This window comes from Fulvivirga sedimenti, assembly GCF_020328055.1.
Map to the genome: position 1 here is coordinate 149,217 of NZ_JAIXNE010000003.1, position 15,639 is coordinate 164,855.

Genomic DNA, 15,639 nt, shown 5'->3' on the forward strand with positions numbered 1-15,639 from the left:
TATGAGTAAGGAAGACTTTCGCTCCATCATCGAAAAGGCGCATACCAATAAAGGAAGAGAAATTGTCCTGGGAACCGCGATGATCGATGGTGCTCCCCTTGATAAGGCTTTAATAAAGGCCCCTCTTAAAACCATGAACCGCCATGGCCTGATTGCTGGCGCTACCGGTACCGGAAAGACCAAAAGTCTGCAGGTAATGGCCGAAGCGCTCTCTGAACAGGGCGTACCTGTCTTACTCATGGACATTAAGGGAGACCTTAGCGGGCTTGCTGCACCGGGCTCCCCTCACCCCAAGATTGACGAGCGAATGGCGCATATCGGTATAGAATATGTGCAGCAGGGATTCCCGATAGAGCCCCTCACACTGTCGGATGAAGCCGGTGTGCGGCTCCGTGCAACTGTTTCTGAATTCGGGCCCGTGTTGCTCAGCAAGATGCTTGAACTCAATGATACACAGTCGGGTATTATGGCCCTTGTATTCAAATATTGTGATGACAATAAATTGCCCCTGCTGGATCTGAAGGATTTGAAAAAGATTCTTCAATATGTGACCGATGAAGGAAAGGAAAGCGTTGAAAAAGAATACGGAAGAATATCTACGGCTTCGGTTGGAACGATCACCCGGAAGATCATCGAGCTAGAACAGCAGGGAGCAGAACGTTTCTTTGGTGAACGGTCGTTCGATCCGGCCGATCTGCTACGCACCGACAAGGACGGAAGAGGAATGATCAGTGTATTACGTCTTGTGGATATTCAGGATCGTCCAAAGCTGTTTTCAACCTTCATGCTCTGCCTGCTGGCTGAGATTTACTCGACGTTCCCTGAACAGGGTGATTCAGATGAACCCAGGCTGATCATGTTCATTGATGAGGCTCACCTTCTTTTCAAGGAGGCTTCAGACGCACTGTTGGATCAGCTCGACTCGATCATTAAACTCATTCGTTCCAAAGGTGTGGGTATCTATTTCTGTACCCAGGTGCCGGATGACATACCTGAAAACATATTGAGTCAGCTTGGCTTCCGCGTACAGCATGCCTTACGGGCGTTCACCGCACGCGATCGTAAGAAGATCAAACTTGTGGCAGAAAATTTTCCTCCTTCCGAGTATTATGACATCGATGAACTGCTTACCACATTGGGTATTGGTGAAGCACTTGTTACCGTGCTGAATGAAAAAGGTATACCCACCCCGTTGGCGGCAGTATTGATGTCGGCCCCAAGATCACGCATGGGTATACTTACAGATGATGAGCTAAAAAAGATTATTTCAAAATCGGAGATACTTGATGAGTACAATGAGGAGATCGATCGCAGAAGTGCCTATGAATTGTTAAATGAGAAAATCGAGGCTGCAGCTGCTCCGGAACCCGAGACGAAAAAAACTACCAAAAAGTCAGAATCTTCCAATGATGAATCACTGGTGGAACAGTTGTCGAAGAATACAATGGTTCGTCAATTGGGCAACACCCTCATGCGGGAAATCTCAAGGGGACTGATGGGGGCGCTTGGAGTGAAACCACGCAGAAAAAGAAGAAGCACCTCCCTTTGGTGAGAGGTGCTTCAGCCTTTTGTACTAAAATTAATTAGTGAGTGATTACAGGGTCAAGCGTTTTCGCATGTTCAACGAACGCCTGAACCTTGGACAATGAAGGAAGCTGACGCACCAGTTTCTTCTTAGCGTTCACTTCAACCATTTTAGCGTGCAGATTCTCAGGCTTGCGTGTTCTCAATTCCTTTACGGTATCCACACCTGCTGCTTCCAATAATTCTGAGTATTCGCTTCCTACCCCTTTCACACGATATAAGTCGGCCATGTTGGCAAACTTGAGGAGTTTAGACTCATCAATGCCAGTAGTTTCAGCCACTGCCTTACGTCCCTTTTTGTCACAGCATGTCTTCAAAAGTCCATTTACTGATTTAATGCCTGCCTTTGCGAGCTTCTTCTCCAATGCAGGGCCTATTCCTTCGATATCCGAAATTTTAGCCATAGTATGTAATTATTATAATTGTTTGATTTAGTTTCTCAGTTAAATAATCCCTTCAGGGCGTCCGTTATACCTCCCATACTCTGTTCGCCCCCCAGAATTTGCGATAGATGATCTTCAGTTAGCCCCGACGACGGGGTACTTGAGTCAAGTTTCGACAATAACATGGGAATGAGCATGGCAGCAGCACTTTTGGCAATTTCAGGCGAGATGCCAAGCTTTGAGGCTATCTGGCTTGCAAAATTTCCAACCATACCATCGACCAGTGAACTGCTTCCAATGGCCTGGTTGCCATTAAACAGATTTAACATGCCAGACATGTCACCGCTTTTGGCATTTTGCTGGAATTGATCTGTGAGTGCGGAAGTCGCCATCGACAGAACATCTGAAGTCTTGTCTGATGGGATACCCAGATTTGTGAGTTGTTTACCTACATCGCCATCCAGGCTTTTGATTAAATCATCGAGCATAATTTAGGGTTTAGAATGTTTACCATAAATGGTTGATGAAGGTTAAGAGACTGGAAGTTAGCCATTAACCTTAAATATATCAACATCCAAATGTCCTAAATTATAATCCTCACCGCATTAGGCGGATTATTTGCAATATTTCTCGATGTATTGGGAGACTTCCTGATCAAGCGCCTTGGCTCTTTGAAAATCTGAACACGCTTTGTTGTACTGGTTGAGGTAAATGAACAAGCTTCCCCTGGAAAGGTATGCGTCAGCATAGGAATCGTTGGTGCTCAATGCGTCATTGTAGGCTGCCATTGCCTCGGTGAGCTTACCCATTTTTTGATAAGATTTGCCTTTCACAGTAAATGCAATGGCATTCGGATTAGCTTTCAGGACCTTATCCGCATAGAAAATGGCGTTCTCGTAGTCGCGCAGGCGGTTAAAATAATCATTGGATACACTCAGCAGCGCATTCACATTGAGCGGGTCTTCCTTAATCACCCGCTGAAAATCCTCCAGTGCTTTTTCATTCTTACCCAGTTCCTGGTATGCCCTGCCCCGGTTATATATAGTTTTAATATCACTCGGATTCAATCGAAGGTATTCTGTATATGCAGCAATGGCCTGTTCATAATTGCCTTTACGAAACATACGGTCTCCTATTTCTGACTGATCATTGGAACATCCCGTAAGGCATAAGGCCCAGGTTAAAAAAATAAAAACAAATTGTCTCATAAGTATACTACGCTCGATAACAAAAAAAGTGGCAGGAAAAGGCCACTTCCTGCAAATTTATAGATCAAAAACTGATTATTTTACCGATTCCAGAAAAGATTTCACCTTTTCCCAGTAATCCGCCGAATCCGGAAACTTCGACCAAAGTGCACGCGAACCGTGATTTCCTGTCGTATTGGGCCAGAAATAGCTTTTGTCCATATCCGATATTGCCACATAAATTCCCCACCAATTGCTCTTTTCATTATGGGCAGAAGTGATGAAAACGGGTTTAGTAATGTTTGCAGCGCTACTGGAAATATAATCGCGTGATTGCCCCTGCGATGTAAAATATTCTCCCGGTGAAAACGCAACCGCAGCATCAACCCATTCCGGATGATCACCCGTTACCTTTAAAACGAGGGCTGCGCTGAACGAGCTGCCCCAGATGATCAATTTCCCGGTACTCAGATTTTTTCTGGCATACTGAATCGAGGTTTCAATATCCTGAAGTCCGTCGATATACCGCGTTTCTTTATAAAGACCTTTAGCGGATTCATGGGTCTGATTGATCACGCCATTGATGCTACCCCCGGCCCTTAAATCCACTGCCAGGCAGTTATACCCCATTTCATTCAGCTTTGGAGCAATTTCATTATACTCACCCCTGCTCCAGCCTGCCTGATGAAACAGGATGATCATCGGGGCATCTTTGGAATGTGGAGCATACAGGTCTGCTGTAATGGTCACACCGTCTGATGACGGAAACGTAATGGTTTCCTTACCCGGCAACGGAAGACTTAATATGGCCAATACAATTAAAAGCATGTGCTATTATACAAAATTGAAATGAAAGCAGTTAGGTAGATATGGTTAAATTCTTACATCAGGAAAATTACAATCCTGAAACCGGATGTCTCAAATTGTTGAATCCGCTTAATTCAAGGGTTGTATTACCCACGAACATTTTTGCTTCAATCTTTAGCGGAACTTTGTTTTCATCAGCTGAAATCCATAATGTCACAGATTTCTCACCGTCGAACACACCACCTTCAGGCATAACAGGTACCAGTTTAATGGCCCTGAATTTCCCCGCTTTGGTCTTAATCCTTTCAACTCCGCCATATACCATTTTCATATCATAGAAGGTATCCTCCAGGAATCCGCTGATTTCAAACGAATCACCCTTTTTCATACCTGAGAAATCCACGGTCCTCAGGTAGAGGTAGCCAGCCAGCATATCCCTGATCTCCCGGCGCTGATTATGAAAGACTTTAGGTTCTTTATATTTTCCTGTTTTCTGATCCAGTGTACGGGTTTCAATAACACCCCGGTCATGATAAAACCGGGTGATCTCATTTTTCCGATAATTTCCTTCCTGGATATTCCGGTAGCTGATGTGGGGAACCAATGCGCTGGTATCCACATAGGAACCCCAATGATCATCCACACGTGCTACCCAGTCAACCATTCCAGTCGTTTTACCATAGACATCCACCTTGTACACGGGCCGGTCATTGACACTACGAACCTCCCTGTCGATGACCATCCTGGCATCACCAATACCGATTATTCCAAAGGAAACACGATATTGAAGCTCTTCACCCGGACCAAAACTGTCATGATCCACCGGTTGATAAACGCGGGGAGATGCGGCGGTAAACAAAATTACCGCACACAATGTGGCCGATATCTGAATTATAAAACTTTTCATCTGTGGTAAGATGAACAACTAATATGCCAAACGGCTAAACCGCTACATTATTTTCTCTCAATGCCTCATTCAAAGAGGTTTTCTTGTCGGTACTCTCCTTCCGTTGTCCAATGATCAAGGCACATGGCACCTGGTAATCTCCCGCGGGAAACTTCTTCGTATAACTTCCTGGGATTACAACAGAACGGGGTGGCACATACCCCTGATACGTAACGGGCTCACTCCCGGTTACATCGATGATCTTAGAACTGCCCGTAAGCGTCACATTTGCACCCAGGACGGCCTCTTTCCCAATTCTAACCCCTTCGACGATAATGCAACGCGATCCGATGAATGCGTTGTCTTCCACGATTACAGGCGCCGCCTGAACTGGTTCCAGTACCCCACCTATACCAACGCCACCACTGAGATGTACATGCTTTCCGATTTGCGCGCAGCTTCCTACTGTGGCCCAGGTATCCACCATTGTACCCTCATCGACATAGGCGCCAATGTTTACATAGGATGGCATGAGGACGACTCCCGGACTAATATAAGCCCCATACCGGGCTACCGCATGCGGGACAACTCGTACGCCAAGCTGCTGATAATTTCGTTTGAGGGGTATTTTATCGTGAAATTCAAACGGACCAACCTCTACCGTCTGCATTTGCTGGATTGGAAAATAAAGGATTACGGCTTTCTTTATCCATTCATTCACGGTCCATTCCTCAGCTCCTGGGGTTGCTACACGCAAATCACCCTTATCCAGGTCCTCAATTACCGACCTGATAAGCTCCTGTACATCCTTTTCTTTTAGTAATGCACGGTCTGCCCATGCCTTCTCAATGATTTCTTTTTTATTGTCCATTAACAACGTAGGTTTATCTTTATACTGTAATATGAAACGTAAGCGAATTGTTTTTGCTTCGGTGCTGAAACCGGTCGATGACCCGCGCACATATCTTAAGCTGGCAAAATCGCTTGTGCCTTCCGGCAAATATGACGTAAATATAATAGGGTTCCCGGGCAAAGCGCCTATAATTGACCCGGAAATCAACTTCATCCCCCTTGAGCCCTTCCCAAGAAAAAGCCTTAAACGGTTATTGATAACCACTAAAATCGAGAAATTAATTAGGCGTCTTGAGCCAGATCTGCTGATCATCAACACCCATGAATTACTGGGTATGGCCAAAAGACTGAAAAATAAAGATCTCAGGATCATTTATGATGTCCGCGAGAATTATTATCAAAATATCCTTCACCGGAAACATTTCTTCAGTCGGCCCCTGGCCAGGTTAACCCGTCGCAAGGAAACAGGTTCTGTTAAATTCATCGATCATTACATTCTTGCCGAGCGATGTTATGCAGATCAACTGGCTTTCACACGGAACAAGGCGACAATACTGGAAAACAAGGCCATTATGCCTGAATCCGCAACTTTTCCAGGAACTGCCCGTAATCCACTCACATTTGTTTTTACTGGTACACTTGCAAACCATACCGGTATATCAGAATGTATTGAAATGGTTGAACAAGTCAGGAAGATCGATCCCTCGGCTCGATTGCTGATTTGCGGAAATAGTTTTGACACCTCGTTTCTCAATAAGCTAAGGAACAGGATCACAAAATATCCTTGGATCGAAGCAAATATCAGCGAAGCACCATTACCCTACGATCAGATCCTGAGAACACTCGTGAAAGCTGATGCTGCCGTCATCAGTTACGAATCCTGGGTTTACGATAAAATGCCCTCTAAGCTTTATGAATACCTGGCGCACGAAATCCCCATTGTTTTTATTAAGTACAGTAGCATATGGAAGTCATTCTGCGATACCTATCGGGCGTCTGTCGTCTATAAATCGGATCCTGAACAGCTGATTAAAGAACTGGCAGATTCCCGATTCTATATGGATAAACCCGGGGCCGAAGTTCATTGGGAGCATGAAGCCCTGGATTTCAGGGCGCTTGTAGATAATTTACTAAACAGCTGAAATACAGCTATTAATGACTTTAACTTTACTTGAGTTAAGCTTAAATTGGGATACAAATGGTATAATTCATCAATTTTTATACATCTTAAATATTTTTTAGATTCGTCTAAATATCTATATTTGAATATGTCGTTAATCGAATTAAGCCTCGCCGAGGAAAACTACCTGAAGTCGATCTACCATCTTTACTCTGAGACGGGCAAACCGGTATCGACCAATGCCATCGCCGAAGCCATGAACACAAGGGCCGCGTCTGTAACAGACATGTTAAAGCGTCTTGCCTCTAAAAAACTGATCAGCTATAAAAAGTACTATGGGGTAATGATCACCGAATCGGGAACCACGCTGGCGCTACGTATCATCCGTAAGCACCGGCTTTGGGAAACTTTCCTGGTGGAGAAGCTGCGTTTCAACTGGGACGAGGTGCATGAAGTGGCTGAACAACTGGAACACATCCAGTCCCAGCTCCTCATAAAACGCCTGGATGAATATTTGGGGAGCCCGAGATTTGACCCCCATGGGGACCCCATTCCCACCGAAGACGGTGAAATAGCCGACGTACAGCAGGTCCAGTTGCTGGAGCTCAGGCCGGGCGAGGCAGGTAAGGTTACCGCTGTAAGGGATACATCAAGTGCCTTTCTGCAATATCTCGATAAAACAGGCATCTCTATCGGTTCATTCATACGTATTGTGGATCAGGTGGCCTACGACAATTCCCTGGAGATTCGGGTGAACGACACCAATACAATATTCATTTCACAACAGGTAGCCGGAAACCTGTGGGTTCAAAGGGTGCGAATATGAAATCATTCCTGTCATATCTACTGCTAATCGTTGTATTCGCAGGATGCGGACGGGTGCAGGACCAGGTTATCAGTGACGGTCAGCTGTACATCGTTACCACCACCGGCATGATTGCCGATGCGGTAACCAACATAGGCGGCGACTCCGTTCGTGTGGAATCACTGATGGGACCGGGAGTTGACCCGCACCTCTACAAAGCCACCCAGGGGGATCTGAAAAAGTTAATTGAGGCAGACATCATCTTTTATAACGGGGTTCATCTTGAAGGTAAAATGGGTGAAGTCCTCGAAAAGTTGTCGCGCCAGAAACGGGTCATTGCCATTGGCGAAAGCCTGGATGAAGAACGGCTGCGCGAAGCTGCAGGTTTTGCAGGCACCTATGATCCGCATCTCTGGTTTAACGTACTGCTTTGGCGGGATGCGATACGCTCTATTGAAATTATACTATCTGATATTCAACCAGATAAGTCAATGTACTTCAAGCAAAATGCTGATGCTTATTTCAATGAGCTCACTCAACTGGATCAATGGGTACGAATGCGCATTGAAGAACTCCCCCCCTCTTCCCGGATCCTTGTTACCGCCCACGATGCCTTCGGGTATTTTGGTGACGCCTATGGTTTCACTGTACGCGGACTGCAGGGATTATCTACCCTTTCGGAATTCGGTTTAAAAGATGTATCAGACCTGGTAAATTATATTGTAGAAAACCGTGTAAAGGCAGTTTTTGTCGAAACCTCCGTTCCGAAGCGCAGTATCGATGCTGTAGTAGCCGGTTGTCGTGAACGCGGTTTTGATGTCAGAATCGGCGGCAACCTGTTTTCCGACGCAATGGGTGCCGAGGGAACTCCAGAAGGCACATATGTGGGAATGGTGCAGTCGAATGTTAACACAATTGTTGATTCACTCCTATGAAAAACAAAAATATAGCGCTCGAAGTACATGATCTTACCGTGGCATACGACCGCAAACCGGTCCTTTGGGATATCGATCTGAAAATCCCCGAGGGTAAACTGGTTGGTATTGTAGGTCCCAACGGAGCGGGCAAATCGACCCTTATCAAAGCAGTAATGGGCCTTCTCCCCAATACGAGCGGGTTTATCCGCCTGTTTGATCAGCCGCTGGAAGAGATCCGGCAACGGGTAAGCTATGTTCCACAGCGCGAATCGGTGGATTGGGACTTCCCCGCATCGGTGAAAGATGTGGTGCTGATGGGGCGCTACGGAAAACTAGGGTTATTCAAACGGCCCCGAAAGGCCGATATGATGGCAGCCATGGACGCACTCAGGCAGGTTGGAATGGAGGCTTACGCAGGAAGGCAGATCTCCCAGTTATCCGGCGGACAGCAGCAGCGTGTATTTCTCGCCAGGGCCCTGGCACAGCAGGCCGATATCTACCTGATGGATGAACCGTTCGCTGGAGTGGATGCTGCCACGGAAAAAACGATCATTACCCTTCTTCGTGAAATGACGCAGCAAGGCAAGACCATTATCGTGGTTCATCATGATCTGCAGTCGGTAACGACTTACTTCGACTGGGTGATACTTTTGAATATGCGGCTCACCGCGTATGGTCCGACAAAAGATACGTTCACACAGGAACTTCTCCAGGAAACCTATGGCGGTAAACTTACCCTGCTCTCAGATGTAGGTGACCTGATGCAAAAGAAACGTTTTCCACACAGAGAAAACCCGTAGCCATGGATAAGGATATTTTGTCATTCTTCACCTTTTCCGACCCGAACGTACGGTATGTCGTCATCGGCGCCATATTGCTTACGGCAACATCGGCGGTGGTAGGCACCTTCACCTTTCTCAAGAAAAAAGCACTTGTAGGTGATGCTGTCGCCCATTCGGTACTGCCCGGAGTTTGTCTCTCGTTTTTGGTTTGGGGTGAAAAAAATCCCCTGATACTCATTCCCGGGGCCTTTGCGACCGGGTGGCTGTCGCTTGTGATCATTGATTACGTCCGTGCCAACAGTAAAATAAAAGAAGATACCGCAATCGGCCTTACTCTCTCTGTTTTCTTTGGTATCGGAATTTTTCTTTTAACCATTATCCAGAAAAGCGGTAATGCGGCGCAATCGGGACTGGATGCGTTCCTGTTCGGACAGGCGGCCTCCCTGATTGGTCAGGATCTGATCGTCTTTTCCATTACTGCATTCCTGCTCCTTATAACTGTTTTCTTTCTTTTCAAGGAGCTCACCATTTTAGCCTTTGATGCAGATTTTGCAGCGACAATCGGGATTCCCATCCGTGCGATTGAATTGGTGCTCACCACACTCACCGTTCTGGCAGTTGTGATTGGAATTCAGGCCGTAGGAGTCGTTCTCATGGCTGCCATGCTGATCACACCCGCGGCAGCTGCACGATTCTGGACTGAGAATGTCCATGTAATGGTCATCCTGGCTGCCATTTTCGGAGCAGTAAGCGGCTTCGCTGGTGCCTTTATCAGCTATACTGCTCCATCCATGCCAACGGGCCCCTGGATTGTTGTGGTCGTTTCGGCCATAGCATTTTTCTCGTTCTTCTTCGCACCTGGTAAAGGAATACTTCACCGACTGCTTGTCAGCCGCAGGATCCGGCACTCAATGACAGACGAGAATATTCTGAAGACATTCTATAACCTGGGTGAACGCGACGGCAATTTCGAAGAGTCCCGCTCACTGGAGGACCTGCTTGCCCTGCGGTCTTTTGAAAAGGAAGAGCTGCTTAGCGGACTCAAACGACTTTCCAGGGACGGATTTATTGTACGATCACCATCTGGTTATGCATTCACCACAGATGGGATGAATAAAGGAAAGAGAACTGTAAAACTGCATCGTCTCTGGGAATTGTACCTAACTCAATACCTGCGGATTGCCCCCGATCATGTGCATGATGATGCAGATACCATCGAGCATATTCTTACGCCGGAGCTTGAAGCGAGACTTGAGAAATTGCTTGATTATCCAAAGGTAGATCCTCACCAATCAGAAATCCCCTATTGATATGCAGGCACTACAAATCATATTCACCGGATCTCTCGTGGCCATTTCGTGCGGCCTGTTGGGATGTTTTCTTATCCTGCGAAAAATGGCCATGATTGGCGATGCCATTTCCCATGCCGTCCTGCCCGGCATTGTGATCGCGTTTCTGATAACGGGTTCCCGCGAATCACTCCCCATGCTCATCGGCGCCGGTTCAATTGGAATACTCACCACATTTCTAATCGAATTCTTCCATAAAAAGGGGAAACTACAGACGGATGCATCCATCGGGGTGACCTTCACGGTCATGTTCGCCATCGGTGTGATCCTGATTTCCGCACTCGCGGGCAAGGTCGACCTCGATCAGGAATGTGTGCTGTACGGAGAAATTGCCTACGTCCCGATTGATTTGTGGATCCTTCCCGACGGTTTGATCATGGGACCTCGTGCGATGTACATCAGCGGAGGTATACTCGTACTGGTCATTGCCTTCATCACGATCGGGTACAAGGAATTATATATCACGACATTCGATCCTGCGTACGCGGCCGCAATCGGAATTTCAACCGGCCTATGGCATTACCTGCTGATGGGGGCTGTTTCGCTCACTACGGTCGCATCATTCGAGACAGTTGGTGCTATCCTGGTAGTAGCATTCCTGATCGCCCCTCCTGCCACGGCCTACCTGCTCACCGATCGCCTGGACCGCATGATGATGATCACGGTGGTCATCGCCATACTCATTTCCATAGGCGGTTATTACCTGGGCGCTGCCTTCGACGGCAGCATTGCCGGTGGCATGGCATCTGTCGCCGGATTATTCTTTGCCATGGCCTTTGTTTATCATTTATATCAGCGAAAAAGGAATATGCAGTTGGGTGCAGAGGCGAGCGTTTAGGGGATACAGGATACAGGATACAGGATACAGGATACGGGATACAGGATACAGGATACGGGATACAGGATACAGGATACGGGATACGGGATACAGGATACGGGATACGGGATACAGGATACAGGATACAGGATACAGGATACAGGATACAGGATACAGGATACAGGATACAGGATACAGGAACACCCCCCTTAATCCCCCCTCAAGGGGGGACGTTATCCATATGCCGTCCCTACCCCGAAGGGATGCCTTTGGCACAGGACGGCCTACCTCCATGAGGAGATCCCTGCCTCCCGGCACGCACCCGGCCCGACTCCGCGATTCCACGGAGTTCCTACCTGCGCCATAGCCCCGGAAAGTAAACCGGGAGGCAGTAATAAACGTAATAGTGCCACTACTGACTACTGACTACTGACTACTGACTACTGACTACTGACTACTGACTATCCGCAAAAGGCGGACGCCAACGGCGCTGACTACGTACTACTAAAAGTCCACCCACTTCTTACTGTCATCATACCCGGCTTCCACTACCTTGTCGATGAATTGCATACCGCGGATACCATCTTCCACATCCGGAAAATCGAGCCATTCGGGCTGGGGTTCTTCACCATTCATGCGTGCACGAAGGGTAAGTGAGAAGTTGCGATAAATATTGGCAAACGCCTCGAGGTATCCTTCCGGATGTCCGCCTGGCGTGCGTGTATTGTGTTTTGCAATGTCACTCATATAGCCAAGGCCAGTGCGCACCATTTCGGTAGGCTTATCGGTCCACTTCACCCAAAGTGTATTGGGTTCCTGCTGTGCCCATTCAATTCCGCCCTTTTCTCCATACACGCGAATCTTCACGGCATTTTCTTCTCCGGCTGCGATCTGGGACGCAATGAGTACGCCCTTGGCTCCATTGTTGAAACGCAGCATGGCCGTACCGTCGTCATCGAGCTGACGTCCTGGTATGAAGGCAGTGAGATCTGCACTGATCTGGGTAGTTTTTAATCCGGTAATGTATTCAGCCAGGTGATGCGCATGTGTTCCGATATCCCCCATGCACCCAGCTTTTCCTGATCTCTTGGGATCGGTACGCCAGGATGCCTGCTTGTTGCCGGTATCCTCCAGTTTGGCCGAAAGCCATCCCTGCGGATATTCAACAATCACCTTTCTGATTTCACCAAAATCTCCTCTGCGGAAACGCTCCTTTGCTTCTTTCACGGCTGGATAACCGGCATAGACGTGTGTGAGTGCCAGCAGCAGACCAGTCTCATCCAGTTTCTCCTTCAAACTTACAGCTTGTTCCAGCGTAAGCGTGATGGGCTTGTCAATAACCACATGAAAACCATGATCCAGTGCCATGACCGCAGGATCGTAATGGGCAAAGTTGGGTGTTACGATGGTGACAAAATCCATGCGGTCACCTTCAGGCAGTTTAGCTTCCTTTTCAAACATCTCCTGGTATGTGTCATAAACACGATCAGCAGGAAGATAATAAAGCTTCCCTGATGCCTGTGATACTTCAGGGTGCACACTAAAACATCCGCAAACCAATTCTATCTGGTTATCCATAAAGGCCGCTAGCCGGTGAATGGCTCCGATAAAGGCATCGGACCCTCCGCCAACCATACCCATTCGTAATTTTCTATTCATGGTTCTAGTTCGTTATTTTGATTTGATTTATTTCCGGGCTACAATATGAGCAGGGCAGATAAAAAATCAAATTATCCTTCGAAGTTTTGATGATTTTAAACTCAAGAGATGGGCAATCATTCCCTGGACTTAGCAATGTAAAACTGCAAACCGAGTGAAAAAGATGCATTATCATAGAAGAACAGCTGTGAAACATCCTCATAATCAAAATTGAACGTTGAAAGAACCAGTTGTGTATGTACCTTCACAAACTCTCCGCCTGCGCGCAATGTAAGTGCAGGTTCAAAAATAACCTGATTCCCATTTTCTTTGAAAAGCTCCATAAAATCCTGGCTCAGGGGTTCTGATTTAGCACTCAGATAACCAACATAGCCAAGACGGGCCGACAGGATTGCCTCGAAATTTCTACTGGCAAACCCAATGCTTGGTTGCACGAAGGGTCTGATGAAAGACGCTTTGAATTCGATTAATTGATCATCCTCCGCCCTTGTTCCAGCATAACCTATCCCCGGGGCAATGGCCCATACGAATTTGGGGTTTTCACCAACCAAACCATGACGGATATAGTAAGCCTCGAAAAAGTTTAATGCACTTCTCTGTTCCGTATCGTTTTCGATACCCCGCAGAATATTCAATGAGGCACCTATTCCATCCTGCTCACCCACGCCTCCTGCAGCTGCAACCGCCGCGCCCTGGGTAAACCCGGTGTCGGCATAGGAAGCTTCGATTTCCATGTCACCTTTACCTTTAAGAACAGGAACGTGCTGAGAACTGGGGGCATAAATGATCGGGTCACACGCCATACACGTTAAAATCGCGAGTGAAATAAGTACGCATTTTTTCATGGAAAGTAATGTACGATAAAATCCAGAATTTAAAATTGCTCGTGCTTCCATTTGAATCATTTTTATCGGTTTATGCATATCAAACGCAATAATTGTGGATTGACCTGTTTCAAGCTAACTTTGCCGGATGAATCAGGATACCATTGTGGCATTATCGACTTCACCGGGTATAGGTGCCATTGCAGTGATACGATTATCAGGGCCGGAAGCCATTGAGCTGACAAACCACGTTTTTCATGGAAAGGATCTTACCAAACAGGAGTCCCACACTATCCATTTCGGAACGCTGCGTGATGGGAGCAAGATCGTTGATGAGGTGCTGGTATCGCTTTTTATTGCGCCCCGTTCCTTCACACGGGAAAATGTAGTAGAAATATCATGCCACGGCTCTCCCTATATCGTTCGCCAAATCATTCAGCTCTTGCTGAAGCAGGGCGCCCGGCTGGCAAAGGCGGGTGAATTCACCCAGCGGGCTTTTCTGAACGGACAGTTCGACCTTGCCCAGGCGGAAGCAGTGGCGGACCTGATCAATGCCGACAGCGAGGCATCCCACCGGGCGGCGATGAACCAGATGCGCGGCGGGTTCTCGGATCAAATCAAAGCACTGCGCGAGGAGCTGATCCATTTTGCATCGATGATCGAACTGGAGCTTGACTTCGGTGAGGAAGATGTGGAGTTTGCCGATCGCGATGACCTGAAGAAACTGATCAACCAGCTGCTGTCGGCCATCAATCCGCTGATCGACAGTTTTGCACTGGGCAATGTGATCAAGAATGGTATCCCCACCGTGATTGCCGGTAAGCCGAATGCGGGAAAATCAACATTGTTAAATGCCCTGCTGAACGAGGAGAAAGCGATTGTCTCCAACATTCCGGGAACAACGCGCGATTTCATTGAGGATGAGCTGAATATCGGCGGTGTGGTATTCCGGTTTATTGATACAGCCGGATTGCGTGATACCGAGGATACGATTGAGAAGATCGGTGTGGCGCGTACTGAAGAGCAGATGAAAAAAGCCTCACTCATTCTATATCTCATTGACTTAGAAGATGATACAGTAGTTGAATTACACCGTGCATTGAATAAGCTGGAGAACCTGGGCATCCCCTTTTTACTGATCGGAAATAAGGGTGATTCTGCGAAACCTGAAATGCGGACTGCATTGGAAAAAATACCGGGCAGCATCGTGATCTCGGCGGGAACAAAGGAAAACCTGGAAGGTCTGAAGGACCGGATCCTGGAGGTTGTGCACCTGGAGGATTTCAAAACAGGCGACACGATTGTGACCAATGTACGGCACTATGATAACCTGTTCAAAACGAAGCAGGCGCTGCAGGACGTATTGAACGGACTGGACAATAACATCACCGGCGACTTCCTGGCGATGGACATTCGTCAGTCGCTGCACTACCTAGGTGAGATCACCGGCGAGATTACGACCGATGATCTGCTGGCGAATATTTTTTCAAAGTTTTGTATTGGGAAATAGAGACGCTCGCCGCTGGGCCTCACTTTTTGCATTGATCAAAAAGTAAGCAAAAAATCTAGTGACTCGCCGAAACTCCCCTGTAGTTGATGCTAAAGCCTCACTACAGGCTCATACAGCGCCGAGTCACGATCCTTTCTGTAGCTCATTATCAATATTT

General features: G+C 47.2%; 16 protein-coding genes. 8 read left to right on the top strand and 8 right to left on the bottom strand.

Translation table 11 applies throughout. The annotated features are described in order from the left end of the window. Position 1: 1 nt before the first annotated feature. Entirely contained in the window at positions 2-1,552 is a 1,551-nt protein-coding gene (locus tag LDX50_RS13015) for a helicase HerA-like domain-containing protein (protein ID WP_225697730.1), read from the top strand. A 31-nt stretch (positions 1,553-1,583) separates the two neighbouring features. Here the strand turns inward: LDX50_RS13015 and LDX50_RS13020 are convergent, their stop codons facing one another. From LDX50_RS13020 to LDX50_RS13045, 6 genes are all read right to left on the bottom strand, one after another. Then, a complete protein-coding gene (locus tag LDX50_RS13020; protein WP_225697731.1) occupies positions 1,584-1,988 on the bottom strand; it encodes a DUF4332 domain-containing protein in 405 nt (134 codons plus the stop codon). 35 nt (positions 1,989-2,023) lie between these two features. Continuing rightward, positions 2,024-2,455: a DUF937 domain-containing protein gene (locus LDX50_RS13025; RefSeq protein WP_225697732.1), complete on the bottom strand. Its 432-nt coding sequence runs from the start codon at positions 2,453-2,455 to the stop codon at positions 2,024-2,026. Between the two features lie 126 nt (positions 2,456-2,581). Beyond that, on the bottom strand, positions 2,582-3,091 hold the full coding sequence (locus LDX50_RS13030; protein ID WP_255647352.1) for a tetratricopeptide repeat protein: 510 nt from the start codon (positions 3,089-3,091) through the stop codon (positions 2,582-2,584). A 159-nt stretch (positions 3,092-3,250) separates the two neighbouring features. Next, positions 3,251-3,982: an alpha/beta hydrolase gene (locus LDX50_RS13035; protein WP_225697734.1), complete on the bottom strand. Its 732-nt coding sequence runs from the start codon at positions 3,980-3,982 to the stop codon at positions 3,251-3,253. 67 nt (positions 3,983-4,049) lie between these two features. Continuing rightward, positions 4,050-4,868, bottom strand: a complete 819-nt coding sequence (locus LDX50_RS13040) for a DUF3108 domain-containing protein (RefSeq protein ID WP_225697735.1) — start codon at positions 4,866-4,868, stop codon at positions 4,050-4,052. A 34-nt stretch (positions 4,869-4,902) separates the two neighbouring features. Further along, positions 4,903-5,718: a 2,3,4,5-tetrahydropyridine-2,6-dicarboxylate N-succinyltransferase gene (locus tag LDX50_RS13045; protein ID WP_225697736.1), complete on the bottom strand. Its 816-nt coding sequence runs from the start codon at positions 5,716-5,718 to the stop codon at positions 4,903-4,905. A gap of 31 nt (positions 5,719-5,749) precedes the next feature. On the opposite strand from LDX50_RS13045, the gene LDX50_RS13050 reads away from it, so the two are divergent. The 6 genes from LDX50_RS13050 to LDX50_RS13075 all read left to right on the top strand — a co-directional run bounded on the left by LDX50_RS13050 (position 5,750) and on the right by LDX50_RS13075 (position 11,510). Continuing rightward, positions 5,750-6,841 (top strand): glycosyltransferase, encoded by a 1,092-nt coding sequence (locus LDX50_RS13050; RefSeq protein WP_225697737.1) that lies wholly within the window; start codon positions 5,750-5,752, stop codon positions 6,839-6,841. Between the two features lie 126 nt (positions 6,842-6,967). After that, positions 6,968-7,645, top strand: coding sequence for a metal-dependent transcriptional regulator (locus LDX50_RS13055; protein WP_225697738.1), 678 nt, complete (start codon positions 6,968-6,970; stop codon positions 7,643-7,645). After that, complete coding sequence (locus LDX50_RS13060; RefSeq protein WP_225697739.1) at positions 7,642-8,559, top strand: metal ABC transporter solute-binding protein, Zn/Mn family; 918 nt, start codon at positions 7,642-7,644, stop codon at positions 8,557-8,559. Before LDX50_RS13055 ends, LDX50_RS13060 begins: the two co-directional genes overlap by 4 nt. Further along, positions 8,556-9,341: a metal ABC transporter ATP-binding protein gene (locus LDX50_RS13065; protein WP_225697740.1), complete on the top strand. Its 786-nt coding sequence runs from the start codon at positions 8,556-8,558 to the stop codon at positions 9,339-9,341. Before LDX50_RS13060 ends, LDX50_RS13065 begins: the two co-directional genes overlap by 4 nt. 2 nt (positions 9,342-9,343) lie before the next feature. Then, entirely contained in the window at positions 9,344-10,633 is a 1,290-nt protein-coding gene (locus tag LDX50_RS13070) for a metal ABC transporter permease (protein WP_225697741.1), read from the top strand. 1 nt (position 10,634) lies between these two features. Next, on the top strand, positions 10,635-11,510 hold the full coding sequence (locus LDX50_RS13075; RefSeq protein ID WP_225697742.1) for a metal ABC transporter permease: 876 nt from the start codon (positions 10,635-10,637) through the stop codon (positions 11,508-11,510). A gap of 483 nt (positions 11,511-11,993) precedes the next feature. Here the strand turns inward: LDX50_RS13075 and LDX50_RS13080 are convergent, their stop codons facing one another. Both LDX50_RS13080 and LDX50_RS13085 read right to left on the bottom strand, forming a co-directional pair. Then, entirely contained in the window at positions 11,994-13,148 is a 1,155-nt protein-coding gene (locus LDX50_RS13080) for a Gfo/Idh/MocA family protein (protein ID WP_225697743.1), read from the bottom strand. Positions 13,149-13,264: 116 nt separating this feature from the next. Beyond that, positions 13,265-13,993, bottom strand: coding sequence for a hypothetical protein (locus tag LDX50_RS13085; RefSeq protein ID WP_225697744.1), 729 nt, complete (start codon positions 13,991-13,993; stop codon positions 13,265-13,267). Between the two features lie 127 nt (positions 13,994-14,120). On the opposite strand from LDX50_RS13085, the gene mnmE reads away from it, so the two are divergent. After that, positions 14,121-15,482 carry a tRNA uridine-5-carboxymethylaminomethyl(34) synthesis GTPase MnmE gene (mnmE, locus tag LDX50_RS13090; protein ID WP_225697745.1) on the top strand — a complete coding sequence of 454 codons (1,362 nt, stop codon included), beginning with the start codon at positions 14,121-14,123 and terminating at the stop codon, positions 15,480-15,482. Positions 15,483-15,639 lie beyond the last annotated feature (157 nt).

Coding starts and splice junctions, on each gene's coding strand:
- LDX50_RS13020 (WP_225697731.1), bottom strand. CDS start 1,988: ATGGCTAAAATTTCGGATATCGAAGGAATAGGCCCTGCATTGGAGAAG.
- LDX50_RS13035 (WP_225697734.1), bottom strand. CDS start 3,982: ATGCTTTTAATTGTATTGGCCATATTAAGTCTTCCGTTGCCGGGTAAG.
- LDX50_RS13025 (WP_225697732.1), bottom strand. CDS start 2,455: ATGCTCGATGATTTAATCAAAAGCCTGGATGGCGATGTAGGTAAACAA.
- LDX50_RS13065 (WP_225697740.1), top strand. CDS start 8,556: ATGAAAAACAAAAATATAGCGCTCGAAGTACATGATCTTACCGTGGCA.
- LDX50_RS13055 (WP_225697738.1), top strand. CDS start 6,968: ATGTCGTTAATCGAATTAAGCCTCGCCGAGGAAAACTACCTGAAGTCG.
- LDX50_RS13030 (WP_255647352.1), bottom strand. CDS start 3,091: ATGTTTCGTAAAGGCAATTATGAACAGGCCATTGCTGCATATACAGAA.
- LDX50_RS13015 (WP_225697730.1), top strand. CDS start 2: ATGAGTAAGGAAGACTTTCGCTCCATCATCGAAAAGGCGCATACCAAT.
- LDX50_RS13060 (WP_225697739.1), top strand. CDS start 7,642: ATGAAATCATTCCTGTCATATCTACTGCTAATCGTTGTATTCGCAGGA.
- LDX50_RS13080 (WP_225697743.1), bottom strand. CDS start 13,148: ATGAATAGAAAATTACGAATGGGTATGGTTGGCGGAGGGTCCGATGCC.
- LDX50_RS13040 (WP_225697735.1), bottom strand. CDS start 4,868: ATGAAAAGTTTTATAATTCAGATATCGGCCACATTGTGTGCGGTAATT.
- LDX50_RS13045 (WP_225697736.1), bottom strand. CDS start 5,718: ATGGACAATAAAAAAGAAATCATTGAGAAGGCATGGGCAGACCGTGCA.
- mnmE (WP_225697745.1), top strand. CDS start 14,121: ATGAATCAGGATACCATTGTGGCATTATCGACTTCACCGGGTATAGGT.
- LDX50_RS13075 (WP_225697742.1), top strand. CDS start 10,635: ATGCAGGCACTACAAATCATATTCACCGGATCTCTCGTGGCCATTTCG.
- LDX50_RS13085 (WP_225697744.1), bottom strand. CDS start 13,993: ATGAAAAAATGCGTACTTATTTCACTCGCGATTTTAACGTGTATGGCG.
- LDX50_RS13050 (WP_225697737.1), top strand. CDS start 5,750: ATGAAACGTAAGCGAATTGTTTTTGCTTCGGTGCTGAAACCGGTCGAT.
- LDX50_RS13070 (WP_225697741.1), top strand. CDS start 9,344: ATGGATAAGGATATTTTGTCATTCTTCACCTTTTCCGACCCGAACGTA.